The 26,727-nt window shown below is 54.7% G+C and carries 36 protein-coding genes; 17 read left to right on the top strand and 19 right to left on the bottom strand.

What is annotated here, in order from left to right:
* Positions 1-113 precede the first annotated feature (113 nt).
* Entirely contained in the window at positions 114-503 is a 390-nt protein-coding gene (locus SIB72_RS13280; protein ID WP_413744153.1) for a putative quinol monooxygenase, read from the top strand.
* A gap of 1,395 nt (positions 504-1,898) precedes the next feature.
* On the opposite strand, the gene SIB72_RS13285 is transcribed toward SIB72_RS13280, so the two are convergent.
* The 3 genes from SIB72_RS13285 to SIB72_RS13295 form a co-directional block, all read right to left on the bottom strand.
* On the bottom strand, positions 1,899-2,549 hold the full coding sequence (locus SIB72_RS13285) for a class I SAM-dependent methyltransferase (RefSeq protein WP_413744154.1): 651 nt from the start codon (positions 2,547-2,549) through the stop codon (positions 1,899-1,901).
* A 378-nt stretch (positions 2,550-2,927) separates the two neighbouring features.
* Positions 2,928-3,056, bottom strand: coding sequence for a hypothetical protein (locus SIB72_RS13290; protein WP_413744155.1), 129 nt, complete (start codon positions 3,054-3,056; stop codon positions 2,928-2,930).
* Positions 3,057-3,220: 164 nt separating this feature from the next.
* Positions 3,221-3,781 (bottom strand): hypothetical protein, encoded by a 561-nt coding sequence (locus SIB72_RS13295; protein WP_413744156.1) that lies wholly within the window; start codon positions 3,779-3,781, stop codon positions 3,221-3,223.
* A 1,069-nt stretch (positions 3,782-4,850) separates the two neighbouring features.
* Here SIB72_RS13295 and SIB72_RS13300 point away from each other — a divergent pair.
* On the top strand, positions 4,851-5,018 hold the full coding sequence (locus SIB72_RS13300) for a hypothetical protein (RefSeq protein ID WP_170953873.1): 168 nt from the start codon (positions 4,851-4,853) through the stop codon (positions 5,016-5,018).
* Between the two features lie 184 nt (positions 5,019-5,202).
* Here SIB72_RS13300 and SIB72_RS13305 read toward each other — a convergent pair whose 3' ends face one another.
* Together SIB72_RS13305 and SIB72_RS13310 are read right to left on the bottom strand one after the other, a co-directional pair.
* Positions 5,203-5,418, bottom strand: a complete 216-nt coding sequence (locus SIB72_RS13305; RefSeq protein ID WP_413744157.1) for a hypothetical protein — start codon at positions 5,416-5,418, stop codon at positions 5,203-5,205.
* A gap of 262 nt (positions 5,419-5,680) precedes the next feature.
* A complete protein-coding gene (locus SIB72_RS13310) occupies positions 5,681-5,818 on the bottom strand; it encodes a chlorophyll a/b-binding protein (protein WP_115018854.1) in 138 nt (45 codons plus the stop codon).
* 253 nt (positions 5,819-6,071) lie between these two features.
* Between SIB72_RS13310 and SIB72_RS13315 the strand changes: the two genes are divergently transcribed.
* Both SIB72_RS13315 and SIB72_RS13320 read left to right on the top strand, forming a co-directional pair.
* A complete protein-coding gene (locus SIB72_RS13315; protein ID WP_413744158.1) occupies positions 6,072-6,236 on the top strand; it encodes a hypothetical protein in 165 nt (54 codons plus the stop codon).
* Positions 6,237-7,499: 1,263 nt separating this feature from the next.
* Positions 7,500-7,727: a hypothetical protein gene (locus SIB72_RS13320; protein WP_413744159.1), complete on the top strand. Its 228-nt coding sequence runs from the start codon at positions 7,500-7,502 to the stop codon at positions 7,725-7,727.
* Positions 7,728-8,793: 1,066 nt separating this feature from the next.
* Here the strand turns inward: SIB72_RS13320 and SIB72_RS13325 are convergent.
* The 5 genes from SIB72_RS13325 to SIB72_RS13345 form a co-directional block, all read right to left on the bottom strand.
* Complete coding sequence (locus SIB72_RS13325) at positions 8,794-8,985, bottom strand: hypothetical protein (protein WP_413744160.1); 192 nt, start codon at positions 8,983-8,985, stop codon at positions 8,794-8,796.
* A 198-nt stretch (positions 8,986-9,183) separates the two neighbouring features.
* Complete coding sequence (locus SIB72_RS13330; RefSeq protein ID WP_170953864.1) at positions 9,184-9,336, bottom strand: hypothetical protein; 153 nt, start codon at positions 9,334-9,336, stop codon at positions 9,184-9,186.
* Between the two features lie 151 nt (positions 9,337-9,487).
* Positions 9,488-9,673, bottom strand: a complete 186-nt coding sequence (locus SIB72_RS13335) for a hypothetical protein (RefSeq protein ID WP_115120420.1) — start codon at positions 9,671-9,673, stop codon at positions 9,488-9,490.
* Positions 9,666-9,965: a hypothetical protein gene (locus SIB72_RS13340; protein WP_115120419.1), complete on the bottom strand. Its 300-nt coding sequence runs from the start codon at positions 9,963-9,965 to the stop codon at positions 9,666-9,668. Before SIB72_RS13340 ends, SIB72_RS13335 begins: the two co-directional genes overlap by 8 nt.
* A gap of 160 nt (positions 9,966-10,125) precedes the next feature.
* Positions 10,126-10,617, bottom strand: a complete 492-nt coding sequence (locus SIB72_RS13345; RefSeq protein ID WP_115120418.1) for a cytochrome c oxidase assembly factor Coa1 family protein — start codon at positions 10,615-10,617, stop codon at positions 10,126-10,128.
* Positions 10,618-10,677: 60 nt separating this feature from the next.
* Between SIB72_RS13345 and sodC the strand changes: the two genes are divergently transcribed.
* The 3 genes from sodC to SIB72_RS13360 all read left to right on the top strand — a co-directional run bounded on the left by sodC (position 10,678) and on the right by SIB72_RS13360 (position 12,316).
* Positions 10,678-11,208 carry a superoxide dismutase family protein gene (gene sodC / locus SIB72_RS13350; RefSeq protein ID WP_115120417.1) on the top strand — a complete coding sequence of 177 codons (531 nt, stop codon included), beginning with the start codon at positions 10,678-10,680 and terminating at the stop codon, positions 11,206-11,208.
* Between the two features lie 167 nt (positions 11,209-11,375).
* A complete protein-coding gene (locus tag SIB72_RS13355; RefSeq protein WP_137007056.1) occupies positions 11,376-11,756 on the top strand; it encodes a hypothetical protein in 381 nt (126 codons plus the stop codon).
* Positions 11,757-12,016: 260 nt separating this feature from the next.
* Positions 12,017-12,316 carry a hypothetical protein gene (locus tag SIB72_RS13360; protein ID WP_115120415.1) on the top strand — a complete coding sequence of 100 codons (300 nt, stop codon included), beginning with the start codon at positions 12,017-12,019 and terminating at the stop codon, positions 12,314-12,316.
* Positions 12,317-12,369: 53 nt separating this feature from the next.
* On the opposite strand, the gene SIB72_RS13365 is transcribed toward SIB72_RS13360, so the two are convergent.
* Both SIB72_RS13365 and SIB72_RS13370 read right to left on the bottom strand, forming a co-directional pair.
* Positions 12,370-12,585 (bottom strand): Nif11-like leader peptide family natural product precursor, encoded by a 216-nt coding sequence (locus tag SIB72_RS13365; protein ID WP_115120414.1) that lies wholly within the window; start codon positions 12,583-12,585, stop codon positions 12,370-12,372.
* Positions 12,586-12,651: 66 nt separating this feature from the next.
* Positions 12,652-12,837 (bottom strand): hypothetical protein, encoded by a 186-nt coding sequence (locus SIB72_RS13370; protein ID WP_115120413.1) that lies wholly within the window; start codon positions 12,835-12,837, stop codon positions 12,652-12,654.
* A gap of 205 nt (positions 12,838-13,042) precedes the next feature.
* Between SIB72_RS13370 and SIB72_RS13375 the strand changes: the two genes are divergently transcribed.
* Positions 13,043-13,534 (top strand): DoxX family protein, encoded by a 492-nt coding sequence (locus tag SIB72_RS13375; protein WP_115120412.1) that lies wholly within the window; start codon positions 13,043-13,045, stop codon positions 13,532-13,534.
* Positions 13,535-14,398: 864 nt separating this feature from the next.
* Positions 14,399-14,602, top strand: coding sequence for a CCRG-2 family RiPP (locus SIB72_RS13380; protein WP_413744161.1), 204 nt, complete (start codon positions 14,399-14,401; stop codon positions 14,600-14,602).
* A 579-nt stretch (positions 14,603-15,181) separates the two neighbouring features.
* On the opposite strand, the gene SIB72_RS13385 is transcribed toward SIB72_RS13380, so the two are convergent.
* On the bottom strand, positions 15,182-15,556 hold the full coding sequence (locus tag SIB72_RS13385) for a hypothetical protein (protein WP_413744162.1): 375 nt from the start codon (positions 15,554-15,556) through the stop codon (positions 15,182-15,184).
* A 175-nt stretch (positions 15,557-15,731) separates the two neighbouring features.
* Between SIB72_RS13385 and SIB72_RS13390 the strand changes: the two genes are divergently transcribed.
* A complete protein-coding gene (locus SIB72_RS13390) occupies positions 15,732-16,529 on the top strand; it encodes a hypothetical protein (protein ID WP_413744163.1) in 798 nt (265 codons plus the stop codon).
* A gap of 251 nt (positions 16,530-16,780) precedes the next feature.
* Positions 16,781-16,987, top strand: coding sequence for a hypothetical protein (locus tag SIB72_RS13395; RefSeq protein ID WP_115120406.1), 207 nt, complete (start codon positions 16,781-16,783; stop codon positions 16,985-16,987).
* Between the two features lie 117 nt (positions 16,988-17,104).
* Here the strand turns inward: SIB72_RS13395 and SIB72_RS13400 are convergent, their stop codons facing one another.
* Complete coding sequence (locus tag SIB72_RS13400; protein ID WP_413744164.1) at positions 17,105-17,737, bottom strand: M66 family metalloprotease; 633 nt, start codon at positions 17,735-17,737, stop codon at positions 17,105-17,107.
* Positions 17,738-17,940: 203 nt separating this feature from the next.
* Here SIB72_RS13400 and SIB72_RS13405 point away from each other — a divergent pair, with 203 nt between their 5' ends.
* Together SIB72_RS13405 and SIB72_RS13410 are read left to right on the top strand one after the other, a co-directional pair.
* Positions 17,941-18,207 (top strand): hypothetical protein, encoded by a 267-nt coding sequence (locus SIB72_RS13405; protein ID WP_413744165.1) that lies wholly within the window; start codon positions 17,941-17,943, stop codon positions 18,205-18,207.
* Positions 18,208-18,244: 37 nt separating this feature from the next.
* Positions 18,245-18,562, top strand: a complete 318-nt coding sequence (locus SIB72_RS13410; RefSeq protein ID WP_413744166.1) for a hypothetical protein — start codon at positions 18,245-18,247, stop codon at positions 18,560-18,562.
* On the opposite strand, the gene SIB72_RS13415 is transcribed toward SIB72_RS13410, so the two are convergent.
* On the bottom strand, positions 18,556-18,783 hold the full coding sequence (locus SIB72_RS13415) for a Nif11-like leader peptide family natural product precursor (protein ID WP_115120402.1): 228 nt from the start codon (positions 18,781-18,783) through the stop codon (positions 18,556-18,558). The genes SIB72_RS13410 and SIB72_RS13415 overlap by 7 nt on opposite strands.
* A 107-nt stretch (positions 18,784-18,890) precedes the next feature.
* Between SIB72_RS13415 and SIB72_RS13420 the strand changes: the two genes are divergently transcribed.
* The gene (locus tag SIB72_RS13420) at positions 18,891-19,142 is read left to right on the top strand and encodes a hypothetical protein (protein WP_413744167.1); all 252 of its coding nucleotides are present in this window, start codon (positions 18,891-18,893) and stop codon (positions 19,140-19,142) included.
* A gap of 144 nt (positions 19,143-19,286) precedes the next feature.
* The gene (locus SIB72_RS13425) at positions 19,287-20,072 is read left to right on the top strand and encodes a PhzF family phenazine biosynthesis protein (protein WP_413744168.1); all 786 of its coding nucleotides are present in this window, start codon (positions 19,287-19,289) and stop codon (positions 20,070-20,072) included.
* A 384-nt stretch (positions 20,073-20,456) separates the two neighbouring features.
* On the opposite strand, the gene SIB72_RS13430 is transcribed toward SIB72_RS13425, so the two are convergent.
* Positions 20,457-20,630: a hypothetical protein gene (locus SIB72_RS13430; RefSeq protein WP_413744169.1), complete on the bottom strand. Its 174-nt coding sequence runs from the start codon at positions 20,628-20,630 to the stop codon at positions 20,457-20,459.
* Between the two features lie 772 nt (positions 20,631-21,402).
* Between SIB72_RS13430 and SIB72_RS13435 the strand changes: the two genes are divergently transcribed.
* Both SIB72_RS13435 and SIB72_RS13440 read left to right on the top strand, forming a co-directional pair.
* The gene (locus SIB72_RS13435; RefSeq protein WP_413744170.1) at positions 21,403-22,386 is read left to right on the top strand and encodes a hypothetical protein; all 984 of its coding nucleotides are present in this window, start codon (positions 21,403-21,405) and stop codon (positions 22,384-22,386) included.
* A gap of 19 nt (positions 22,387-22,405) precedes the next feature.
* Positions 22,406-22,771 carry a hypothetical protein gene (locus tag SIB72_RS13440; RefSeq protein ID WP_413744171.1) on the top strand — a complete coding sequence of 122 codons (366 nt, stop codon included), beginning with the start codon at positions 22,406-22,408 and terminating at the stop codon, positions 22,769-22,771.
* Positions 22,772-22,780: 9 nt separating this feature from the next.
* On the opposite strand, the gene SIB72_RS13445 is transcribed toward SIB72_RS13440, so the two are convergent.
* Genes SIB72_RS13445 through SIB72_RS13455 form a run of 3 tightly spaced genes read right to left on the bottom strand, consistent with a single transcriptional unit; the run spans position 22,781 to position 26,365 of the window.
* Positions 22,781-23,629, bottom strand: coding sequence for a formylglycine-generating enzyme family protein (locus SIB72_RS13445; protein ID WP_413744172.1), 849 nt, complete (start codon positions 23,627-23,629; stop codon positions 22,781-22,783).
* A gap of 9 nt (positions 23,630-23,638) precedes the next feature.
* A complete protein-coding gene (locus SIB72_RS13450) occupies positions 23,639-26,059 on the bottom strand; it encodes an arylsulfatase (protein ID WP_413744173.1) in 2,421 nt (806 codons plus the stop codon).
* Positions 26,060-26,095: 36 nt separating this feature from the next.
* Positions 26,096-26,365, bottom strand: coding sequence for a hypothetical protein (locus SIB72_RS13455; protein WP_115018743.1), 270 nt, complete (start codon positions 26,363-26,365; stop codon positions 26,096-26,098).
* Between the last annotated feature and the right edge of the window lie 362 nt (positions 26,366-26,727).

Genomic DNA, 26,727 nt, shown 5'->3' on the forward strand with positions numbered 1-26,727 from the left:
CTGGCTGGACGTGGGCTGGGCTCCCGATTGCGACGTGTCCACAGTTGAGCGGCACTGGTTGAACAGACACACTGGAGAATGCACGCCATAGTCAGATAGCTTCGCTGCTCGGAATGGCGACCTTCGACAAGACCAGCCCCTTCATGCTCTTGGCACGCATTCACGTGAAGCCGGGCTGTGTGGACCAGTATCTGGAGCTTGCACGCGTGACTGATGCGGCTGTCCAAGCGTCCGAGCCAGGCATGCTCCATCACACCTTTGATCAAGACCCCGAGGATCCACAAGCTTTTGTTTGGTCAGAGGTCTATGCCAATGACGCAGCATTTGCGGCCCATGTCTCCAACCCTCCGGTGCAGGAGTATCTCGAGAAGCATGCTGAGCTTGGAGACGGCTTCAGCATCGAGGTCTATGGCACGGTTGGCGAGGAGTGCCGCTTGCTGATGGAGTCCTTTGGGCTGCCACTGAAGATCTTCGGGACAAAACTCGGATACAGCAGGTTTTGACTAAACCAGGAAAGCGGTGAAGGCCTAACCCCCCTGAAGCACATCCAAAGTCTCCGCAGAATCATTGGCAAAGATCAGTGATGAGTCTCATCCAGATTTATGTCAACTCTTCACCTCTGGCTTGCATAGAGGTTGTATTGCCTTGCTGGCGCACGCTGCAACAAAAACAGCGACTGCGAAGACTTTGACGATGAAAGAGAGATCAGAACGAAGCTTTATCAACAAGACAACCCATTCAGCCTGAGCAAGCTTGAATCATGAAATTACAATCAGGCTGACAGCCTGACCAACCAAACGCGGGCAAACCCTCATTGATCTCGACATAATGTTTTGCGGTAGATCATATAACACTGAGACACTTTGCCCTAACCTCAAACGAACAAGGCCCTTAATGACCTAACAATCAAAACTGAAATTTGCCTCATACCTGAAAGCAAGTTTCTGATCAACGACCAAACCTGTCCTAGAGACAACCAAACTGGCAATCAACCCACTTTGGCTTGTTTCGCCACCGATCTAGGCGAGAAGCCTAAGCGTGACACCTCACTCTTTTTTAAGCAGCAAGAATGAGTATTCACACTTAGCGCGCCTTAGCAGAAGATTGGACTCGCGGTTGCAACCTCCCCGTTTCTAGGATTAGGGAGGAGACGACGGGTGCCTCACTTCGCAGAGGCCCTTTTCTCTACTCGCGGTTAGAGAATAGGTCAGCCATAATGCAGCCGGTGACTGGGCTTCTCCACCCACAGTCACTAGAAGTAGAGGGAATGTATCTCTATTCCCTCCTTCTTCAACTCACGTTTTGATTGAATAGTTGCCAGAGTAGTTTTGGTGACATGCTGACAGCTGTTCGTCACCGATATGGGGGAGACGTGGTTGTACTCCCTCCTTTCTTCTTGGCAAATTTCCTAAGCAGCTCACGGTTTGTCTTCAGACTTGCCAATATATTTATGGCGGCTCTGGGTAGGTCTAAGTCGCCAATATCGGAGAGGTTCGCTATTGGAGATGGCCTTTCCCTTTTCTCTTCTCCGCACCTGCAAGCGCTAATAAAGACACTCCGGTGACGGGGGGGGGATGAAAGTATGGAGAAATTGATGGAGAGAGCGATACAACCAGCTAATAAGCAATTGATGTCTTAACGCCAATTGATGTACATGGTGCAGGCCGAGTCTGTCCATTCCCTGAAGCCGTCCATCAGCGCCTTAAACGAAGTGAGAAGCTTGGAGATTTGATCAGTCATCATGCATTGAGACGATAAACGATCAGATCATGTATTCCAGCCAGTGGTGATAAAAGCTGTGAGCCGAGAGCTAATTAATGAACTGAGGCCAAGTGGAAAATCGTGCGCGACAGCGGCACCTACCTGATCTCAACCACCAAGTGTGTGCTGGAGGAATGCTAAATCTGCTTGCGGGCAGTCACGGCAAAGAACGGGTCACCCTTGCCTCCCATCAGTCCTATGAGGCCGTCTTTTTTGGTTTCTTCAGCCTTGACCTTTACATCACCCCATCCGTTCGATTGAAGAACGGTGCCGACGTAGTCAAGGTGCTCACAATCATCGCCGTCGGTCCAGACCTGCGGAGCTTTAGTAAAAAACATGCGGTTGGAGAAGGCCACGATCGCGGTCCCGTTCGACCGTGTCACTCGCAGCATCTCGGCTGCAACTTCCTCAGGCCTCGTCCAATATTGCCAAGCTGCAACGACTATGCAAACATCCACGAACCCCTCCTGAAGCGGAATGGAGGGATCCAGGTTGAAGTCCTGAACAAAATAGCTATCGAGCCTCGGGTTTGCCGAGAGTTCAGCGTCATTCATTCCGTGGCCGATAATCCTCTCGTAGCGAACGTTGTCAGGAAGATGACTAACCCAGCTTGAACCGAGGTCGAGAACTGTGGCGCAGGGCGGAATCTGCTCTCTGTAGAACTCAGTCAGGCGAGTACGAAACGGTTTATCAAGGTGCTGAACGAAGCGTGGATGCTGGTAAAAAATATGGTCGGGCTCTTGATCGATCTTGAAGCGCTGAGCATCTGTGAGGACCTTAGTGACCATCTAAGAGGTGGACGTACGAATCATTCCGCACAATAAAAATGCTGAGTGTTAGGTCTGCACATAGAGCAGAGAGTTGAAACGAGTCACTGGGGTAGAGGCAGCTCCAATGAGTCAGCGCACCAGAACAAAAAATTGAAGCTCAGACCAGGATTCAAGACCGAGCTTCACTTAGAGCTATGCACCTGCCCGCAACGACAGAGCAGCGCTCATTCGCCTTTCTTCGTTATCGAGGAAATCCGCCCACATACCAACGAGGAAGCTGAGAGTTAACAGTGACCGGACCTGGTCTTTTGATCCTGGCTTCGAATACTTGAAGTCCATGAACATCCGGTCGGCGGCCGACTTTTGCTCTTGACAGCGCGCGTCTATAGACATAATTCAGGCCTTGGCTTGAGAGTTTTTGATAACGGGAAGGTCTGTGGGCTGCGCTAGCACGTAAACGACCGCGGCTGAAATAACAGCAGTGAAGGCGATCAGCCCGAAAATGGCGGCGGAATAGTCAGTCATCGAAGCGCTGTGCAACGGTATGTAAAGAATTGTAGCTCATTTATTTCGAAGTGTAAAGAGGTGCCGTGGCGGCAGGGCCGATCGTCCGTGATGAGAGCTCTTCAGTTGCGAGAGCGTCCTTCGGTGATTCACGCAGTCGATCAGGCCTTAAAAGAGGTCATCCATCAAAAGCAGATGCACTCGGAGCCAATGAACTGGCTATGGCAATAAGAACTCTTATCCACGCCATAAGTACGTTTTTGCCAAGTACTGGTCGTTCTGGTCAAGTTGTAGAAGGGCATTCCAAAGCCCCACTCCAAAGGATCGGGGCTTGATCTCTGTTGCCTTGAAATCAGGTGTCTTCTGAGCGGTCTGTTGCTGTGTCCCGCGTTTTTTCGAGCCAGTTCAGAGGACGAGACAGAAGCAGCTTGTTGACGCTGCTGGCTGCCGTTGATGATTTGGCCCAGCAGGCCACCACCAAGACCAATCAGTTGGGTTTGGGTGTCGTGCTGGCGATTGCGGCGTGCTTCCCGTGAGGCCCAGTCGCGGTGGTCTCCGCAATCACGGCCAGCGATGAATCCACCACCGTTGAAGTTGCCGCCACCGATGGCGACAGAATCACAGCCGCCGGCACGGCCAAAGCTGTTGTAGGGATTGGCTTGTGCAGCAGGGCCTGCAACGCTCATCAAGCTGGCACCAGCGGCGAGGGAGGCAGCAGCGGCGGCGATGGTTTTGATCGTGGTCATTGGTCTGATGGGGGTGATGAGTGAGGTGGGATCGCTCCCTCCGATGCATTCACCATCTCTGGATTCAGCTCTGCAGCTGATGACCTCGAAGCCATCACTGGTCATCCCGTGCCAGGTACTAGCAAGGCTGTTCTGGGATACGTAGCAACTCTGGAGCAGGTTCGGGAAGCGTTGGAGCCGCTGCAGTAGTCCTAGTCCATAGGTTCGTTCAGAGACTAACGATACCTACTCAAATAAGACTCCAGAATACCAACAAGCTCTTTAGGCTTTTTCCCATAGCACTCACTCAAAGAGTGCCTGTTTTCATCGGTTTTGATCCAGAAGCTCACCAACTCCGTCTTGCTACTAGAATATCCTGATCGATGTTGAACAGTTGTAATTTCAAAATAAAGTAAATCACTCCAGAGATAATGGAACTTTCTAAATAGTACTTTCTCACGTATTCCATCCGGCCCAAGTTTCAACCAGTTACTATTCGGCCATAGCTTCCATACGGATAGCGGAATTCCGAGGCCACCCCCTACCAGGAGAAACAATCTCACCAGTATCATTTCTGGCTTGTTTTCGCTTAACAAGATACCCGAGACAAAAAGGCCGATACATACCAGTAACATCAAAATCCACTTGATCCTGCTGGGATAAAGCGTCATCGACTCTGGCAGTAATTCCGATTGCTTCACGATCCGTAGAGTTTGCTTATTGGCTTTTCATCATGCTAGAGGCAAATCTCAGTTTCATCTACCACAACGACTACCACAACAAACCCACCTGCTTCAGCGATAAATAGTTAAATAGCTGTTCTGACAAACCTCCAGGAGAGGCCCTGCGAACCCCAGATAGTTTCGTTGCGAGACTCTACAAAAACCGAAACATAAAGAGGGCAAAGTAATGATGAGTTAAAGCTAACCATAGTCATGTTAATCAGGCCTCGCAATGCGGGGCTTTTTATTGCCAAGAGTTTCTTGTGAGCAGGATCACAGGAACCGTTGCGACAGATCAACGAATCGGGAGCCAATCACTGCGATGGCATGAAAACCGGAGGGATGACCTCTACTACTCACTTCAACTCATGACCAACACAGAACTCAATCTTCATCAGCTAGAGAACTTTGCTGGTGGCGGAGTTTTCGCCAAACTCGATGGCATTAAACCGAATCATCGCCGCGTCATTCATCCTGACTACCAGCCCCTGGAAATTTCAGGTACTACATGCCTCAGGTCAGAAAACCGATTCTGAGAACAAGTATCTCAACCAAGCCTCGTCAAAAATGGGGCTTTTTGCTGGGTTTGCAGACCGTATTTAGACCTGAAAGCCATTTTATGATTGATTCGGCATAAAGCATCAGAACAAAGCTTGCAAGTCATGTTTCCTCTGCCAAAGGGGACGCACACACACATCAACAAACCACACCTGCTGGTGATCAGAAATAGTGGATTCGCCTGCCAAAGTACGGACTGGAAGCATCTCCAGCCCTGAACAATGGGAAGTCTTGTACTGCAGACGCATCAACAGTTTCAGCAAGGGGCTCAACCACAGCGGCAGTGCCAGTGCGAAGGAGTAGGCCAGCAGCGGTGACAGCGGCGACTGACAGAGACAGACCAAATGCGGTCACGGCTGCAATGGGATGGGTGGTCATCGTTTTGATGAATAAAGAATGGCAAGGAGCGAAAGCTCCGATGACCACACCCTCTGCGCTCAACTGGTGAGAAGCAGGCCTTCCTCCTGGTAAAACCCTGGTGAATCCAGCTCGAAATCCAAAAGCTCTCTAGTCAATGACAGCCGTGACCGATCAGCAGGAACAGCGACACCCGCAATAAAAAGCACCCGGTCAAATTGACCTAGGTGCTCAAAAAGCCTTAGAGGCTTAAACCGAATTGGAAGAATGATTCAAGCGTGAATCAGCCGAGGCCGATTTGGCCAAGGATGCCTTGCCCCGTCAAGAGCTCGGTGCCGATGGCGATCACGAAGCCGAGCATGGCCAGACGACCATTCCAGGATTCAGCGAACTCAGAGAAGCCAAACTTTGTGTCACCCATGGGATGTAAAGCAATGTTTCGATCAATGTAACAGAACATTGAGCTGCGTGGGTGGATCGAACGGAACAGTGCTGCCGTACCAGCCGAGAAGCCAGCTGAGGACTACGGTCTAGGGATCGGCACGATCTGAGGCCCCGGATTGCTCCGAGACCTGAATGACCTGCATGGATGCCCCCCAGGGGCTGAATCCTCAAGACCAAACGATGGTGCGCGCAACCCTCCGCCGGATTCATCCTTCAAGGGCTATCAACTGATGCAAGGCACAACCCATACCTGCAACCGACAGGAAACAGCATCAGAGCTGGGCGAGCCTGGCCGCCTAGGCCGTGGCTTTCACCACGAACGTCATGACCATGACTGCCATCGCCACAGTGCAACCAAAGAAGGCAACGTTGATGTGCAGTCCTTTCATGCCTAATTCAAGAGCTCTGATGAGTCTGCCGGTTTTTCTCTTGTGAGCGACTAAGGCTTAATGCCTAATCTGAACTGCCTTGGTCTTCGTGCTGCCAGAGAGCGATCGGCCGGTCTTTCGTTCAAGCCGGAACAAGCAGAGGCGGAGCGAGCCTCATGACGTCGACTGGGTGAGCTGAGTGCGTTCTCGGCAGACTTGATCAAACCGGCAGACACCAGCAGCATCAAGATGACGTCGATTCACTCGACGTCATCTCCCACACAACGTGCTGCGAGAAATCGGTGTGGCGGCAACAGGATTGCCGACGCCACCGCCGCGAGAAGGGGAGACTCCGGATGCAATCAAAGGCTTCAACGAGGAACCCTGCTGAGGTCAATCAAGAAAGATCGAGCCGCACCATGGCAACAACCTGGACGAAGCGATGCAAAGGAAGTGGCTCGATCAAGGAAGCCAGACGCTCAGCGCAGAGCGCCGTAGCTAGCAAGGGAGAACAAGACGAGAGAGCTGATGAAGTTTGCTGCGCTTGGACTGGTTGCAATCGGAGCCATCGCACCCCTCCCACTACAGGCACACGACTGCCCCATGGTGTTTAAGTGTGGCTCTCTAGAAAGAGGTACGACTTTTCTGGTCACCCTGGACCCGAGTACGGGAAGAGTATTAGTTGATACTGGCGGGAATACATTCCAGTTCGAACAAGAGCTGGTCTACCAACAATCGGCACAACAAGGCTGGCGAAGGTGGCGAACCAATTCCGACCGTAATGGGAGGGCCAACTCTTGGACAGAGCTCAACATCCACACAGGTGAAATGAAAGATATTGATTACACAGGGCGCGTCATTCCTTACCCGCAGGGACATTGCAAAATGCGGACTCGATAACACCAGCGTGGGATCGAGCCCACCTGCTAGCCAAGAGACGTCAAAGCCGGGTGAGCGTGCAATAGACGCCTAACGCCCGCCAGGGATGCAGCCAAGAGAAGCAAGCAGGCTCAAAGCACAGCGGTTGGGCGACAGACAAAACTGATCGCTTTCGGGAACGAACGGCACAGAAAAGGAGGCTCCTCGTCAGAGCCTCCCCGGTTTGTGTGTGTTGACGACCGCCCCCTTCCCGGGGCCCAATCATTGTTGTGTATCGCCGCGAACTCTTTTGTAGGCACGAACACACTTGATGCATTCGCTTGAACCCCTAGCTGGAGCCCACCAAAGGGAGGCGGCGCGACACCCGCAGCGCCCGGATGTAGAACAGATGTATTAATCGCGTTAGTGTCGATGCGGGAGTGGGCTTTCATTGACGACCTGGAGCTTCAGAGCTGGAAGGGAGCAAGGATCTGCATGACCTGCCAGCACTTCACCTACGGAGTGGACGAGCACTGCCACACGCTTGTGGGCTGCAAGCTCAGACAAAAGCAGCTCAAGCAAGGCGAGCATCTACTCAAACAATGCAGGCACTGGTCTTCGGTCTGCGAGGCTGAAGACGGAGGCACGGTGCTTGCTTGAGGACACCAGCGAGCAATTCCACCTGTTATGAAGAGCTATTGAGTAGCTTTAAGTTCTCCACGGTCACCTCTGTTCATCCTGGGTGCGTGTGCTCTTTCCGGATTTTTTTGAGTAGCTTCGCCAGGTGACTGAGGTTCCACATCGCTGTGGTGGGCAGTGGAACCGACGTTACAAACAGCTGAAGCAGAGCAAGAATCTGCTCAAGCAAGGCAGCCCCTTGTCCCTCGCCTGCGAAGGGGAAAATCGAGGCTCCGTCATGCGCGCAACCCCTTGACTGATGTCAGTGCTACCAACGGGGCATCGCCACTTGCTCAGCCTCAGCCAGCGAGCAGGCAAGGTGACGACGGTCCCTGATTGAGAAGTGGAGCAAGTGCCCACGAATTGATCAAAAAGGTGGAGAACGGCCTGAAGCATCATCGACCCACCCGCCAATACCTCAACAGGAAAGGATTAATAGATGGAAAAGATGATGCTTTTTCGCTCGATGGAAGAGCCTGCGCAGCAAGCCCCCCCCCTGAAGGATTCAGAGCCCGAGAAACTTGGCTGGAAGGCTGTCGAGAGAGTGATTCCCCATCATTTGAAACATGATGTTCAAGAGCATCCCACCAAGGTGAATGGCTCCAACAAGAGCCAAACCGCGCCAAAGCTTCTCAAAGTTTGAAGGGGGCTGGTTGTTTGCCCATGTGCCAGTGTCGCTTGCCATCAAATGATTCAACGAAAGGCACATTCTGAGACATGTGCCGTCAACTGATCAAGTCTCTTCACTCGATTCAATCTGAAGACTGCTCTACACCCGTGTCATCACCATGACGAGTCGTCATTGAGCAGTGCATCCAACCAACCGACATAGGCGAACGACCGCCTGGGCACCACTGACTCAGGCTGAGCTGAATCAGCAGCGTTCTTCCGCAGCATCTCGATCCCGAGACTGGTGCATTCCTTTCGGATCACAGCACCAACTCAGCCACCACTGCAGCTTGAGGCCATTCGCGCAATCTGGCGCCTGTCGTCACATCCATCAAACAAAGAGTGGAAGCTGACAAAAGTGCTTGGTGTCAAACGGAGCTCAGGAGTCCGACACAGGCGATTTGATCTTGATGATCGAGTACTCGATCCGATCATCAGAGCAACAGGTGGCGGCATAGAAGCGCTCCAACTCGTCGTATGCCTCGTCGTAATCAGAAAAAGACAGACGCGTCACGGAGTCGTGTTCCCCGTCATCCCGCACGATCCGATAACCCAATGCAGCAGCAGTCAAAAGCGAGGTGGAGAAGACCTGTTGACACGCCTGCGGCAGCGTCGCTCCGGAGGGCGCCGCCAGAAGCTCAGGTAGGCCTTGGCTGTGGAAAGATCAGCGCAGTACACGCAATGGTGGCCAGTACAGGGACGATAAATCGGGCCCTCATGTCCCTCAAACCGATGCACCATCACCCCGTCACGCCTGAATGGGTCAGTCTCATCCACCACCATCATCTCCTTGCTTGAGATGCACGAGCACACACTGCTCAACACAGATGCCATCATCAATGTCACAGCTGGTGATGCAGTCGAAATAGGAATCAATGGCATCACCATGATCCTGCCTATCTGTTGCTCCGATGGACGTCATCCCTTGCATGATCTCTACCAGCCTCCGCTGAACCTTTAGGGTGAACCTATCGCGATTCAGCACGAAGAATCCTCGAGTTTGAGAAGAACAAAGTACCCAGCAATAAATACCTATCTGCCCCGGGTTGCAGTCAGACGCTGAGCACAATGACTTATCCGGCAGGATTCTGCTGATCCTGAATAATCCAGTCGATCGCTTCCTCAAGCTCAAGTGCCTCGAGCCGCCAGCGGCGGGGATGCCGACTGGATAATTCCACTCGGCGATAGGCACGGCCCTGAATCACAATCAGACGAGGGCCTGAAAGATCCGTCTGAGCTGAAGACACAGGTTCAGTCACGACGCAGCCAGGCTGAGGCCCCACCGAACCAGTCACCAAGGTCATCCTCCGGGCGATGACGATCAGCGGGGTCGTCACTACCAAGGTCGAGATCATCAAGCAGACCATCCAGGCCGGTGACGCTGCCAGCGTGTTGTCGCTGGCGCTGGGCACGATGCACCCAAGTGCTAACGCTGCGATCTCGATCAGCGTATTTCTGCACCAGAACCCGCTCCTGCAGGCTCACAGCTTCTCCACGGGCCACACGACCAAGAATCTCCTGCAATTTGAGGCGGGTCGTTGTTGTGAGCATCGGGTCCCTCCTTACGGCATGAATTGATCTGCAGTGTGGGATCACTTCAGGGAAGACGCCACACCCAACAGCCATCTCTATGGCCAAATCAAAACGAACTTGAAAGCGAGGAAAAGACAACAAACACGAACACACTCTTCACTGCATCAATCCGCAGCCATCAGCCCTGCGGAAGATCAGCGACCACGCTTCGCATCAGCAGAACGAGATCACCGGAAGACTGATCATTGTTCTGCAGATCAATACGTTGCCCCGTGCGATTGATCTGCACAGTCAACACAGAGAAGGTCCAGCGGCCAGACCGTTTCGTTGCCTCCACCAGGATCTGAGCATCACCCTTCGGCCCTGAGATCGGAATCAGGAGCTTCGCTTCGCCGTTGTCTCCACTGGTGCTGAACTGCCCGTTCACAAACAGACCCGGCTCGATCGGCTGACCAATCGCCTCCCTCACCTTGAGGCTCTGCTCAGCTTCAGCCAAAGCTCGCTGATAGGGGACGTTGTTTTTGAGCAAGCCAAACACAAACGACAAGAACGCCAGGACCAGCCCAACACCGGTCAGCAGTCCAGCAGCCATTGAGGCCGGCACCAACCAGCGCCAGTGACGTGACCACCAATTGCTGAAGCGTTGCGTCGGAGGAGAGGTCTTGGCCACAGGGGAGACCGAAACGGTTGATCAACTGCCCCAGAATGGCCAATAGCTGCAGCCCTTCGCATGCGCCGACTGTTCGCCCTACTGATGATGTGTGCGGCTCTGGCCTGGCCGGGAATAGCGCAGGCTGCAAGCCTCGACGTGAGCATCAGCCGCATCAGCGCTGAAGGAGTGGGTGAGAGCATCGGCAGCGTCAGCGCTCGAGACAGCGATCAGGGGCTTGAGATCATCCCCAGCCTCAGCGGCCTCAGCCCAGGTGAACACGGTTTCCACCTCCACAGCAACGGAAGCTGCGACAGCGCTCTCAATGCAGAAGAGGATGCCGTTGCGGGGCTTGCAGCTGGTGGCCACTGGGATCCCGATGAGAGTGGAACCCACCTTGGCCCGTTCGGGAACGGCCATCGTGGCGACCTCAGCCGCCTGCTGGTGGATGAAGACGGCACCACGCCAACCAGCGTGGTGGCACCCCGATTGAGCACAGCGGATCTGCGCGGCAAAGCCCTGGTCGTGCACGCAGGTGGCGACACCTACAGCGACACCCCTCCGCTAGGAGGCGGAGGTGCCCGGATCGCCTGCGGTGTCGTCGAGCGCTGAAAGCTGCTCATCCCTGCTTGAACGGTCGCCAGCGCTCTTCGCCGAGACGACTGTCTTGCACGATCAGACCAACGTGACTAGACCTTCTCCAACCCAAGGGGTGTCCTGCCTGATTTCTGACTGGACATCCTCATGGGGAGGCAGGGGCGCGACTGGCCTCTGTCTTGATGACTGTTCTGGGGAGCATCGGAATGGAAGCACGTTGCTATTGCGTTCGCTTTGAAGCAGATGGCGCCGATCTTTTTGTTGAGCTCCATGCACAGGACACACTCAATCGCCAGCATGTTCTGGAACGGGTGGTGGCGATCCTCGAAGACCGGCATGGGATCGCGGTGAGCCAGAACGAGCTTGGCGCCATGACGCGCGTCGTGCACAGCGACGGTTCCACTCTGTTGGCCTGGTTATCCATTTCAGGCAACAGCATTCGCCAGTCGCTAGATGATGAAGGGCTCGATGAAATCCTCACCTGCCTGGCCTTTCTCGCCTTTCCTCCCGTGGTCGAAACCAGTGCAATCTCCGCTGACGGGAAGATCACACCCCTGAATTGATCGCCGGGGCTGAATCGCGACGACTCAATTCAGACGACCAGTGGTGTCAAGCTCAAAAAGACAATGAGCATGACAACGGGTGGGCAGATTCTGGCGCCAGGGTGAAAGTGTGGAAACGAACGATGGAGGTGACGATGACGGCCGACACTCCACCCGAGCACAGACCAGACGCTCGCTGACTGTCTGGACCCAACGTGATGGGTCTTTCTTCCACAAGAGAAGGCGAGCCTTCCCTTGTCACCATCCCCCACTGAAGTGCCATGAATCGCCTCTCCGTCGTCTCCGCAAAGACCACCCCACTGCTGATGTCGGTGAGTGCGGCGCAGGAATGCAGAGCCCGCAACGACCGTCAGAGCTATTTCTCGATCACCCGGCAGCTGGGGCGGGCCCAATTCGAACTAGCCGACCAGGAACTCACTCGCAGGCTCTGGCAGGAGGTCGCAGACCGTGATCTAGAGGTGGGACGCATTACCCATCTGCTGTACGGCTGCCACTGCCATCAAGACGCCGCCGAAATGGTGGCAGCTGATGACGCTTTCCTGGCAATGGACGTCCAGTAAGGATCCGAGATCCAGGCCTCAGGGGTGATGACGTCAGCCCTGAGGCGAGGGGCTTAGTTGTATTCCCCGGGTGTTTCCTGCTTCGACACCGTCACTCTCCCCACCTTCTGGCCCGAGAAGCGAAGGAGTTCATCACCGGAAAACTCATAGCCAAGAGCTGCGGCAATCTTGGCTACATCATCCGCTGTGGAAGATGCCAGCACGGTTTGCTTCAGGGCTGGATCATCCTGCATGAGGACAAGAAAAGCCTTCAACTGATCCAGTGCCATGGGATGGGAAGCAGGCTCTGCTGCATAGAGGGCACACCATCATCTGCCGAAGCAAGCGCTGAGGCGTCAGAGGGTGCGGTCGTCGCGGACGCAGACGTCGCCCTCGCAACGGATCTCACACTGGGGATCTCTGTTTCTGTACTGACTGGGCTCGCGCATGGCCCAATACTCATCCACCACCCCAAGGATGTAACTGCCAACGCGGCGCAAAACCGTTCTCAAGCCCATGGCCTCCCGCTTCGTTTGCTTCAACCCAGTTTGGCGAGAGATCCAGCAATGACAGGCAGCTTTGCGCCGAGCAACACACCCTGATCGAGAAGGGACACTGACGCCCGAGAGCAGCCGCTGAGACAGCAACCGCAGGGAGCGGGTCAACCTGAAGCGACATGACCACTGCACGGCTCCTCGCGACAGGGCCATCGCTACCGTTAAGTTTTCATAAGCAACTTTCGAACCTGTGCTTCGCACCGTTCTGACGCGACCATTTCTGACCGATGCAGGGCTCCTGATCCTGCGTGTGTTCACAGGTGTTTTGTTAATCCATCACGGCTACGAAAAACTCGCCAACATCGAGAACTTCGCCGAAGCATTTGTACGTCCTCTCCATCTGCCCTTTCCGATCACACTGTCATATGTGGCAGCCTTTTCTGAAATCATTGGCAGCTGGCTGCTGATCACCGGTCTGCTCACCCGCCTTGGCGCGGCTGCCATTGCAGGAACTATCAGCGTTGCGATTTACCACGCAATCGTTGTGAATGGATTCAATATTTATTTGCTTGAACTGCTCGGCCTTTATTGGTCTGCAGCAGTGCTGGTGCTGACAGCTGGGCCAGGCCTTTTCTCAGTCGATACGTTGATTGCGCGGAAGCTCAATCCGAGCACAGAAGAGCAGGCAGCAAAACTGGAATCGCTCCTTCAGCCAGAGCCTGAACCTGAATATCAAAGCTGATCCAACTAAAAGCACATCCCATTCATGCTGGACCAGTTCGCTGCACATGTGCAATGCGCGATTGCACCGATTGCCTTGGGCGCTGGATGGGTGAACACTGATACCAACGACATCGGAGGAGCCAATGACGGCTGACACTCCACCCGAGCACAGCCAAGAAGCACGCTGACTTTCTGGCCCCTGCTCCAACAGTTTTCACGCATGTGAGAGGGACAGCCCTTCGGCAGGCACTGCATTGGTTTCGCCACGTCGATCGGCGCTCCATCTGCACCGCACCAGGTGCCCTACGGAGTGAACCAACCCTCCCCCCCTAGGAACCTGGCCCCAGGCGCCACGAGCCAGTTGCTTCGATCACGTTCTTTCAGTCCCATTGCTTGAGGTCACACCTTCAAGGAAACACTGAATTAATTGGTTCGATGCATAAACGAGCGAGTTAGGCCGTCTCTTCCACCTGGGAGGGGCGGCCTCCTCATATCAACCCTTACGAGAAAAGGATTGAGCGCTCGCTAGCGATCGGCAAACGCTTAGGCATCAAAGTTCGGCAGACGTCACAAAGACCCGTACCAGAAGATGCCTGGTGGCGTTTAGTTTCCCGGTTAGAGGGGCCAGACAGGTGGCGACCACAAGCAGCCAAGAGCACGCTGATCCGCTCCCTGAACACCGCACCACACCGAAGCGATCAAGAAGAGAAAGGAGCCCACATACAGTCGAGGCATGACAGCAGCAAACCTTACAGAAGCCGCGAAGAAGGCACTGGTGTGAGCAGGATCACAACCGCTATTGACCCCAGTCAATGAGCTGGGTGGTGATCACGCCGATGCTGTGTGAGTCAGGAGGAATGACCTCCACAACTCACTTCAAACCATGGCCAACCCAGAGCTCACTCTTGATCAGCTAGAGAGCATTACTGGTGGCGGAGTTTTCGCCAAACTCGACGGCATCAAAGCTAAGAATCGCCGTGTCATTATGCCAGGTGATATGTACACCCCCGAATCACGCGGAAACATGCTGAACAGAAGAGGCTGGGATGTTGATCCTGTCGACCTAGATATTGGCCCTGTCAACTGACATCCAGACAAATCCGTCTCAATCAGGCCTCGTCAATAGCGGGGCCTATTAATGGACCCATAGGCCTTATTTCAGCCTGCACGGCACGCTCTTCTCACTTAGGCACAAAGCATCAGCCGAACACACAAAAGGCCTCGCAGCCGTTATCAGAACCACCTATTAAGCAAACTTCGTTACCTCCTTCGATGGTCTTTTAAGTGCCAATACTCATCAGTCCCCGCATTCTGACTGACCACCTAGAAGGCGGTCAGCCTTTTTGCTCTTGCTTTTGAAGTTGCGTGCGATAACACTTCGCTCTGAAAATGACACCTGCCCTTGACTGAATGATAATTCCTTCATCTCAACTACATCATCCGCAGGTCTACAACCTGGACCAGAGACATCCCTACGACTCTTGAATCGAGAGTTCTTTGTCAGAGCTCTTTCAGACATAGCAATGAATTCTCTTCCCACTAGCTGGTTCTGATTCTCATTCCCTTTCAAAGCTGACTGAATTTATTCAGCCCTACTCTCTAGACGCCGAGCCTGGCGCCTTCCCCCGTGCGGGTACGCGGATACGCGCTGGCAACAACAATTGACCTAATGCTTCAGCACACCCGCAAGAACTAGGGCCTGCTCAGTCAGTTGACACTCTTTTGCCAAAAAAGACCTCAAGCAAGCGACTCGATCCTGTTCACGACGAAAATTACCCGAGAAAGTTCTTGGCGTGTGATTAAAATACAAGACAACTGACTTCGTGAAAGGAATGGTCAACACATCAACTTTTTCTATGTTTGTGTAGTCACACTTTTTCAGACGAAATGAGCCACAGTACTCAATACGATCTCCATAAAGCCTTAGAACTGGTTTGAGACTATTGCTTCCCATTGCCCATATCTTTGGCATAAAGCTCAAGCCATTGAATCCTGCAAGCAAATCGGAATCAAAAACGAGGCCGGCCTCATGCATGCCCATTGATCAAGTCTGAGCCAAGGATAGCTGTGTTTCAGTGACATCAGAGAAAAAAGCCGAGTCGCTTTGCGATCAATGGTGACAACTGACCTCTTATCAATCAATCACTGGCAGCGCCACGGGGGCTCGGTCAGCATGCACCTGTGACCAAGATCACAGAAGGCTTTGATCCCGGTCAATGAGTGGGTTGCGAATCACGGCGATGGTGTGTGAGTCAGGAGGACACAAGCCTCCACCGCCGCTTCGACCCATGCCTCACTACCGCGATTGGTTTTCATTCCAACCACAAACAGAATCCTTCGGCAGCGTTACGCCTGGCAAAGAGAAGGGTCGTGGTGCCACTCCAATTAGCGGTGAAGGAGCCTTTAAGCCGCAAGGAGTTGACGACAAAGGCAGCATCATCGTTGGCGACAATCATTTCAAGACTGAAGCTGGTGCTGATCCAATCGTTGACTACCGACAACCAGATATTCAGCACGCTCCAAAAGTGTTTCAGGGTGCTGGCCAGAATGGACCGAATGCTGACGTTCCTGGACCAACCGACAGATTTTTGGATGGTGAGGATTCCTCTCCTTTCAAGGTGAACAACAACATTGTGTTGCTACAAGAGCACAACCGTTTCTCAACTGGTGGTAGCGGCGACTCCATCACAGGCAGTGAGCGCGCAATCGAGATCTGGACGAACGGTGGTGCCAGCACATTGACACCCGTAGCCAATCAAAATGGAACCGCCACCTTTGCTCCAGGCAGCGCCGTTGAATCATTGAAGGCTGATCGTCGACTCGGAGACACCTCTGCTCCTAGTGGTTCGTCCTGCCTGACGGAATGCCTTACTCCCATTGCTGGCATGAACAGTCTTGGTGAATCACTGAACCCTGTCCTTGAAGTCGGAGGCACCGCCGATCCTGGGCAGGCGTCCCACCTAATGGGAAAACTCGGCTTTCCCACTAACAACGTCAGCATGGACGACCATTAAGCCTGTTGAGCCGCCAATCCATCATCAAAGCAGCAATCTTTGCTGAATCAATGATGGATTGATTGAGGCATGAACAAAACTATTGCCCTGGGCTCTAAGTGTTCGCTCAATGTTTCCCAGTGCAGCTAGGGCGGTGCAAGTGCAAGCGATCTGGCAAAAAAGGAACGATTCGATGCCCGCATGGCACCTGTGATCCATGAGTTGATGGCACGGAAGGGGCGGATTACGCTTTCGCTCTTCAAGCAAGCGCCGTGCACTGGAAAGACGAGGCCAAAGCATTCGCGATTGCCTACGCCATGCCCCTACAACTGGCAGCGGGGCTGATGGGTGTGGCAATCGCAATGGGGAGTGTGTCGTTCATCGCCTTTCAGTTCTTCCCTGAGCAGACCAAAGCGATCAAGACTCAGCTGTGTCTTGCCTCTGGTCGTTGTTCGCCTCCACCTGGCAGATCTCTCTAACCGGCAGTCACCGCCTCGCATTCCAACGGATGGGATGGTCGTCTCAGATCATGCCGAGTTCGATTGGATGCATCCCCAGTCATGCCTTTTGGCCAGCGGATCAAGACACGTCAACGATTACTCAGCTCCCCAGATTCGACGTAAAACGGCGATGTCGTAATTGGTGAAAAAACTGGGGGGACCACCTGGACGGGGTTTGTAAGCCATCACCGTGTGGCCTGCATGGGCTGCAGCGGTGGAATAGGGACGGTTATCGAACAAACAGTCGCCATCAATATCGGAAAAGGGATGTTCAAGACCGAGCGCATGGCCAAATTCATGCAAAAACAACCACACCGGATCTTCCGAACCGGTGGCAATACCGCGACAACCATTGAGGATCATGATGTATTGCGTGCCATCCACATTCTGCGAAACGGCACCTTCTTTACGGTCATTGGCATCGCAATAACCAACGATCACAAGATCAGCGTCGTCTGGCCGTGAGACTTCATGGAAATCGAGTGCGATCAGGCGATCCGTGGCCTTGATCAACTTGATCCCCAGTGCTTTTTCATCGCGATAGAAGGGATCAGCACGCAACGTCTGTGTTGGCGAACGCGCGGTAATCGTTCCCTGCGGATCGCCATACACAACCCGATAGGTCCGGGGAGTCATCTCGAAGTAGTAGGCGATCGAGGTGCGGCCAGCGAGAAACTCCTGATCAGCAGCATTCCAGGGGGCCACCAAAGCCTCGACAGTGGGCCGCATGGCGCAATGATCCGCCCAAGCGCTAGCAGCCGAAGCAATCACCGCACACCCGCCCCCTGCTGCTATAGCCCAACGACGTAGGCGAGCCATCACCCCTGACTTATCAAGATGGCCCTTACCCAATCACAGATTGGTCCTAGAAGCCACGGGCCGGAGCCTCTGAAGCATCACCAACAAGACTGTTGGGCAGGAGCCGATCGCAGATGACGATGCAGCAACAGATCAGGGCGGTGTATGCGGACCCTCAGATCGACGGCATGGAGGAGGTGTATCAAGCCATCGGCAGCGAGCTGATTGAGGGCAGTGCCTTTGACGAGGCTTACGCGCGAGTGATGGAACGGGGGGGCACCCCAGCCCAAACCTGGATCCGCTTCTGCGTTCAATGCGCCTCGCGCTTGAAGGAACCACCTCCAGAAACAGAGTTCCTCGCCGGATTAGAGGAATGCTGTCGCCGCCACGCAGGGGTTTGATCGATCCGACAGAGTGCAACAGCGTTGTAGCGCTGTGATGAATCCACCAAATCGTGAACAGGTGCTCGCCGTCTCAGCCGGCTGGGTCGCCGTTGTCCTGAATGTTGTGCCTGGGCTGGGCGCCGGCTACCTCTATCAACGCCGTTGGACTGCCTATTGGATCACCTCCGCTCTGGCGACAGCCTGGTTTGTGGCTGGAGCCGCCCTGTCTGCCAATGCAGATGCCGGAACCGATCCAGACAATCAGCTGCTCGGTCTGCTGGGACTTCTCCTCCTCAGTGGAATCACAGCGACAGAAGCAGGGCTCTGCGTCAAACGCGTCCGTGCCTGCTTGGATCAGAGCAGCACTCAGTAATAGCGCCCTGGGTATTCACCGGGATGGTCGATCCGGCTGATGCGCACCCCATCCATTGACTGGCCGGAGAGCTGCAACAAATCACTCCCGGAGATCTCATAGCCATATTCCTGGGCGAGTAGCGCCACCTCGTCTGCAGTGGCAGCAGCCTGGACCTTCACTTGAAGAACCGGATCCTTGCCGAGACGCCTCAGAAAGCCTTGCACTGGCGTTGTCTCCATCGACCTCCGGACGCTCGCAACGATTCAACCTCAGCAGGTCAATACAGGCAAAAGCCACAGCCAGCCAAGACCCACGCCAGAATGTAACGAAGTCGTTACAAAGCCCCATGACTGTTGGCGAGGTTTTTCTTGAGTCCCTCTATTCAGGCGTGATTACGGAAGGCGAGATGCGCTGGCTAACCACCAACCAGCCGATGTTCACTCGAACCGAGGAAGCCACAGCGCTCCGCCTCGGACGCCTCATCGATGCTGGCGAAGTCAATATTGGCTGCCGTATTCCGCCAGCCACGGTCGCTCGCACCGGGCTTGTGAGCGAATGGCTCGAACCCCTAGGTTCTCGACGAGGCCATGCCCAGTAGATCGGGGAGCCCGAAGCAAGGGAGGCGGTCAATCACGCACTGGATCACACCAGACCGCCCTTCCAGCGCCCACGCTTGAGCAGGCCGGAACGGCTCAGCCATGATCCACAAGTCCGTTGGATCCTTCGCCCCGCTTAGGCCTAAATGCAGATCCAAATCGAACAGCTTGCTGCCTTCAGCGAAGGAGCCTTCAGCGGCAACCCCGCAGCAGTCTGCGTACTGGAACGCTGGCTACCCGATGCGTTGATGCAAGCGATCGCGAGAGAAAACAACCTCAGCGAGACAGCCTTCACAGTGGGAAGAGAAGGTCAGTTCCAGCTGCGTTGGTTCACGCCTAGCTGTGAAGTCGACCTGTGCGGCCACGCCACCCTGGCGGCAGCGCATGTGGTGTTCGGTCAAGAGCGCGATTTGAGGACGCTCCGCTTCGACACCCGCAGCGGAGCGCTCCACGTGCAACGGGAGGGGAAACAGCTAACGCTCGACTGTCCTGCCCAGCCAACGAAACCCTGCGAAGCACCAGCTGGCCTGAGTCAGGCTCTGGGAGCCAAGCCACTGAATGTGCGACGGGGCACGGATTGGCTGGCGGTGTTCACCAGCGAGGCAGAGATCCGCGACTTATCGCCCGACCTGCCGCAATTAGCGGCACTCGACGGTCGAGGCGTGATCGTGACCGCCCCAGGCGACAACGTCGACATCGTCAGTCGCTTCTTTGCTCCAGGGATCGGCATTGATGAAGACCCGGTGACCGGGTCGACCCACTGCGCACTGGCCCCCTACTGGGCCGAGCGGCTGGGTAAACCGCTACTGGAGGCACGCCAATTGTCCGAACGAGGCGGCAGGCTCACCTGTCAGGTAGCGGGTGAACGCGTCTTGATCAGTGGCCAGGTGACTCCGTATTTACGCGGACACATCACAGTCGCCGAGCACTGAATAGACACACCAGAACGAAATAAGGCTGCATCGAGACGCCTGACGTCAGGCTTGAGAAAGTCAGGCCAGATTGAGAGCACGAATGCCCGCGTTCGGAGCGACTGCACCTGATCATCGGAGACTGGGGAAGTCGCAGAGAAACGCGTCAAAACCGATCGCTTGTGGCCAGCTGTTCTCGACAGCGGTTATCGACTGCAGGTATCGATGGCCATCAGATCCCATCCACGTCAGAACGGGACAGCCTGACCGTCCAAAGCGCCAAACAGGCAGCCGAAAAAGCGCCGACCGTGACGAGAAGAAGTTGCGTCGTCATCAATCAGGGCAAACGCAGAACTCGGAAAGCGGCCAACAGAACCGCTTTTACAAAACTAAACAATCCGAGCATCAACCGCGCTCTGACTCGTCGAGGTATTGCTCGATGATCGGAGAGGGGTCGCCCTTTTCGAGCGCATTGATCTCGCGTTCGATGTTCTCGATAAACAGCTGATTGCCATTACGCCTGGCCACCTCCAGCACCGTGCGCAAGCGACTGAGCTGCTCGTCACCATCGCTGGACATGGGCAGACAAAACACCAGGAGAAATCAGTCTGACGAGCCGATCCACTGCAGCAGACAAATCAGCTCAACATTCGGGTGGCCGCCTCCTCGAGGCAATGCGCCTTTATGCCGATTGCTTTTGTAGCCATCGACACCAAAACTACGTGCATCGAGACCGGAGGAGCTGATGACAGCCGACACTCCACCTGAGCAAGATCAAGAAGCAGACTGACTTTCTGGCCCCTGCTCCAACAGTCACCCATTCGTGAGGCTGGTCCTTTTGGACACTCCACTGCACCGCCCCAGGTGCCCCGGAGCTGCATCAGCCGCACACCTAGACACGATGGCCCCAGGGACGCCATAGCCAGACGCTTCACCCCTTCCTCTCTCTTCTGCAGTGACGGGGTTGAACCATGCACAAACGAGCGACGTAGGCCGTCTTCCCACCCGGGGAGGCGGCCTTCCTCTTGGCGATCAACAGCAAGACAGCCATCTGCCTCAAGACCGCCATCTGCCTCAAGACAGCAGCCAGCCCTGACCGACCCCAAAAGGGCTCAAATTCTAGGCAGACAAAACAACAATAAGATCCGAAAAGTGCACAGATCAAAAAAGGCAATGTAACAACCCAGGTTGCAATGAGATCAGAACCGTCAGTGAATCATTCAGCCCTCAAAGCTAGATAGACATTCCGGATTCTTCGCCTAGCGTTAAGAGACAATGGGAGACCAGCAATCCGTCTCCCAACTCGAACACACTCATACCAATGACTCTCCTTCGGAACATTGCTCTTCCGATGTCAATGGCCCTTGCCCTGGCTAATCCGACAACCTGCTTCGCTGAGCAACAAGAGCAGAAGTGGGACGATGCCCCCGTGATCTTGACGGCGTCTGAAGACGTTGCAAACGACCAGCAAGAGAGCGAGCAAGACGACGACACCCGTGTCTATGTGGACCTCTACGGCTTTCTGCCCTGGAATACCACAACCAATATCACCGTCGATGGCAACCAGGCGCCCACAGCATCCCAAGGCCTACGTGATGTGCTGACGCCAACAACAGGCGCCTTCACCGGTCGAGCTGGCATTGAATTCGGACGCTTTGGCTTTCAGCTTGGCGTCAACCATGGCTCCTCTTACACATCTGAAACTGCCTACAGCTGGAAGGAGAGCAATCCGATCCGAAATAGCGAAAAGTACTCCGACCAGTTCCCCAACCTCATCAAAAATCGCAGGGTCAAATCAGAAGGAAGTATCGGCGTTGACAACACCTTTAATCAAACCATTGTCGACCTTGCACTTCGCTACCGTGGCGGTGCAATCCCAAGCCCGCGAATGGATCCTGGCGACTTCGCCTTCATCGGGCTAGCAGGGGCAAGGATCGTTGATGCCAGCATGGATGTGGATGTGAACTTCTCGAATAAGGTCACCTTTGATGGCGTGCTTCTCGACAAACACCTGCGCAGAGAATTCAATCAATCAGCCAGCCAAACCATTGCCAATACATGGGTGAGTCCCCTCATCGGCATGAATGCGATCTACGCCTTCAACGACCGCTGGCAGGCCTTTGTTTATCTTGATGCAGCCGGCTTCGGCGTCAGCGGCCAACAAGACATGTCGGGAACCGCGCAAGCAGGGATTGCCTACACAATCGGCAACTCCACCCAGCTCTCCCTCGCCTACAAATACTGGGGTATTGATTACGCCGGCAATGGAACAGACAACTCCTATTCAGTCACGCAAAGTGGCTTAAACCTGGGCCTTCGCCTGTTCTTTGATTGAGCCAAATTTCACCATCAACATGACCAAACTGTCTCGGATCAACCTGTACAAACTCGGTGCCATTCTCGAGCTAGCCACTGGGGCAGCACTCCTGGTCTGTCCTGCCGTGGTCATGCAACTTCTGTTCGGATCACCCCTCGGTTCAGGAGGTGATCACGTCGCTCAGTTGTATGGACTCGCCCTGTTGGGGCTTGGTGTGGCGTGCTGGGGTGATTCCTGTGCTGATCAGAGCCAGAAAGGGCTGATGATGTACAACAGCGTGGCGGCCATTGTGCTCATCAGCTTTGCCGTCCGAGGCATCGCCGCTGGCCTGATGGTCTGGCCGGCAGGCCTCATGCATCTTGCTCTGGGCAGTTTGATGGTGTGGGATCGCTTCTCAAGCTGATCAAGCTGATCAAGCTGATTCAGACGCACAACGGAAGCCCATATGGCATGTGGCCGTGTCGACGGTCTGCCCCATCAGTGCAGCCGGTCGAAAACGATGGCAATAATTCTCAGCGCACAGGAACGATCCACCCTTGATGATCCGACGTTCCTGCTCACCATCAGCAACGGGAAACAGCGTGGAAGTCCATTCCCAGACATTGCCACAGACGTCGACCAAGCCGTAGCCATTGGCGGGGAAACTGCCCACCGGTGAGGTCCAGAACCATCCATCGGCCTGCTCGTTCCTCCAGGGGAACGGCCCTTGCCAAACGTTGGCAAGCCAACGGCCGCCGGGAGTCATCTCAGCTCCCCAGGCGTAATCCTGATCCACCAGTCCTCCCCGCGCTGCCACCTCCCATTCATCAGCGGTGGGGAGACGTTTCCCCATCCATTGCGCATAAGCGAGGGCATCGTCATAGGCGAGATGCACCACAGGGTGATCCATGCGCTCGTCGATCGCAGTGTCCGGGCCCTGGGGATGGCGCCAGTCCGCACCGGCGATCAGAGCCCACCAAGACATCGGCTGGCTGCGATCCACCGATGGCGGTGGCGGAATGAACACGGCGGATTCTGGGATCTGCTCCTCCGGGGGCAGATTTGGATAGAGCACGGGATCCGGTGGTTGCTCCGAGACCGTCACATATCCGGTCTCGGCAACGAAGCGCGCATACTCCGCATTGGTCACTGGAGCAGCATCGATGGCAAAAGCCTCGAGATGAATCGAGCGGATCGGCGACTCCTCCGGGTAGAAGGACTCGGAACCGACCCGATACTCCCCAGCAGGGATGGTGATCATCGCGTTCAAGGGGTGGGGCATGGCCTCGAATCAGTTCGCCTTCTGATCAGAGGGCTTAGGGAAAATCTGAATCGTGACCTTGTCAATTTGGCCGCCATAGGCGCTGTAACGGCGAGGGCCAATGGTTTTCACCGTGACCGCGGAACCACGATCAAGCCCGACATCAGCACCTTCATCAATGGAGAAACGCGATGCAATCGTCTTCTCCAAACGGCCCTCAGCAACCACTTCACCGTTGAGCATCATCCGAACGTCAGCACCCTTGCCAACACCACCGCCGTCGTAGTCAAGCTCGAAACGAATTTCAGATTGACCATTAGGCAATGGCTTATAACTTGTGAACGTGAACAGCTCACCCATGTAATTGTAGGTATAGGAGGGCTTGTTGTTTTCTACGTACAGCGACCAACCGCCAAATCGTCCGCCTTGGGAGAAAATCACGCCATCTTCATCACCTCCCTTCACATCAACATAGGCGGTCACGCTGTTCGACACGTTCTTCACATTGAGGATCGAGTCTTCGACCATGTTCCAGGCATAGGGATACAAATCGATGGACGTCCGATCACCTAACAGTGTCGGCCGACCGGCAACAGAGGGCACCAGACGTTCAAGAAGACGATCATCGAGTGGCAACACCTGATTTTCAATCGCCTCTTCCATGAACTTCTGCTTCATGGCCGCAAGGCGATCCGGATACTGAGCCGCAAGATCATTCGACAAGCTGAAATCATTGGTGGTGTCGTACAGCTGCCAACCATCATCTGCTGCAACCGTATTCATTCTGTTCGGCGCCATCCAGGGATACATGACTGTTGTCCGCGCCATCCAACCGTTGTGATAGATGCCGCGATTGCCAATAATCTCGAAATACTGTGTGTTATGCCTTTCCTTAGCGCCTGGGTTGTCAAATGTGTAGACCAGGCTGGTTCCTTGCATTGGGATTTGCTTAATGCCATTGATCGTTGTTGGCATCGGCAGATTGGCCGCCTCAAGAATCGTGGGGGCTACATCATTCACATGCGAAAACTGCGTGCGAATGCCTCCACCCTGCCTGATGCGCTCAGGCCAGTGGATCACGGTTCCATTGCGTGTTCCACCGAAATCACCCGCCACCTGCTTAGAAAGAGCAAAGGGTGAATTAAAGGCGATCGCCCAGCCCATGTGATACATGGGATAGGTGGAAGGCCCACCCCACTCATCAAGCTTGGCCTCCTGTTCGTCAGGGGTCTCTTCAACACCATTGAGATAGTGGTTCCAATTCCATTGACCACTTCGATCCCCTTCAACACTGGCACCATTGTCGCCAGTGATGTAGATCACCAAGGTGTTATCAAGCTCGCCAAGGTCATCGATTGCTTGGACTAAACGACCTGCTTCATGATCAGAGTGCTCCGTAAAGGCAGCAAACACTTCTGCCTGACGCGCATAGATTTTCTGCTGTTGTGGCGTGAGGCTATCCCATTTGGGAATACTGTCTGGCGCCGTGGCCATCTGAGTGCCTTTAGGAACAATCCCTGCCTTGATCTGATTCTGGAGATTGCGCTCGCGAAGAACATCCCAGCCTTCATCGAACTTGCCTTTGTATTTAGCAATCCATTCCTGGCCGACATGATGCGGAGAGTGCGAACCGGCTGAGGAGTAATAGATGAAAAATGGCTTATCTGGCTTGATAGCCTTCTGCTGCCGCATCCAGCCGATCGCCTGATCGGTCATGTCTTCGGTGAAGTGATACCGATCTTTCTTCGGTGCATCCACGACGGTGACACCATCGTGAATGGTGGGTTCCCACATGTTGTCTTCCGCACCCACGAAGCCATAGAACTTCTCAAAGCCCTGACGCGTGGGCCAACGCGTCTGAGGGCCAGCTGCCGTGGTCTCACGGCCTGGGGTTTCATGCCACTTGCCGAAAGCAGCTGTGTTGTAGCCGTTGAGTCTGAGGATTTCTGCAACCGGCACGGCGTAATCGGGCACCACGGTGGAGTTACCGGCATATCCAGTTGCGATTTCAGGAATCGAGCCCATGTTCACCTTGTGGTGATTGCGACCGGATTTCAGCGCCGCTCGGGTCGGCGCACAGAGTGCTGTGGTGTGGAATTTGTTGTAACGCAAGCCATTCTGGGCAAGCTTCTCAGCCGTCGGCATGTTCACCACGCCGCCAAACGCCGACGGTGCTGCGTAGCCAACGTCATCGAGAAGGATGATCACCACATTGGGAGCATTGGCTGGTGCCTTGACCTCCCACTGGGGAGGCAATGGCACCTCTGAAGGGAGCACCTTGGTGACTTTTTCAGGCATCGGCTCTGCGATCGGCAGAGTCATGCGGTTCAGCGTGCCGGCGAAGGCTGGCTTCTGGCCCGCCAAGGGAGCAGACAACGTCGACACCAGAAGGAGTCCACCGCCAAGAGCCGCCTGACGCAGCAGGATTGAAAGCTTGGTTTGTTCAGTCATGGAGAGGCAAACGAGTGAATTCAGGCAACGTCCTGTTCAGGACTGGGCATCGATTTGTGCAACCCATTGGCTGAGGCGCTCCTGCATGCCTTCATGGATGTCATCTCCCTTGGCTTGGGCGGAACGCAGGACATCAGCCAGCTTCACTTTGAGGGCTTGATTTTTGCGCTCAATCTGATCGGCTTTTGCATCGGCGAAAAGCTGAGCGTCCTTGACCTTGTCGGCAATGGCATCAACGCCTCCGTCAAGACCGGTCTTGATGGAATCAGCAAGATGCTGAATCCTGTCGTGCTTTGGGGTCGACACAGATCAAGAGAAAACTCTCCTTTGGATAGATGGAGTCGAAGCAACTCGCTTGGCAATCACACAAAGATCCGCACGATCAGGACCAAGACAGGAGCAAGCAGTGGCGCGACCCTCGACCGAACACGGGCGGGCGGCTAGCCCCACCTATCGAGATTGATGGCTTCGCCTTAGACCTGACTCAGGGCCCTAGGACGGGACGCCAACTCCTGAGCTGGTCGAGCATCTCAGGAGTTTTTTCATGCTGATGGGCAGCCGCTGGCCATGGCCCACACCAGAGCACGGCCAAGACTCCCAGAACCCAAAGAGACAACACAGCAACGCCGCTTCGCACTCCGTTACAAAGTGGCGTAACATTGCTTTAC

Origin of the sequence: Synechococcus sp. MIT S9451, from assembly GCF_047304725.1 — a bacterium.
Taxonomy (GTDB): Bacteria; Cyanobacteriota; Cyanobacteriia; order PCC-6307; family Cyanobiaceae; genus Synechococcus_C.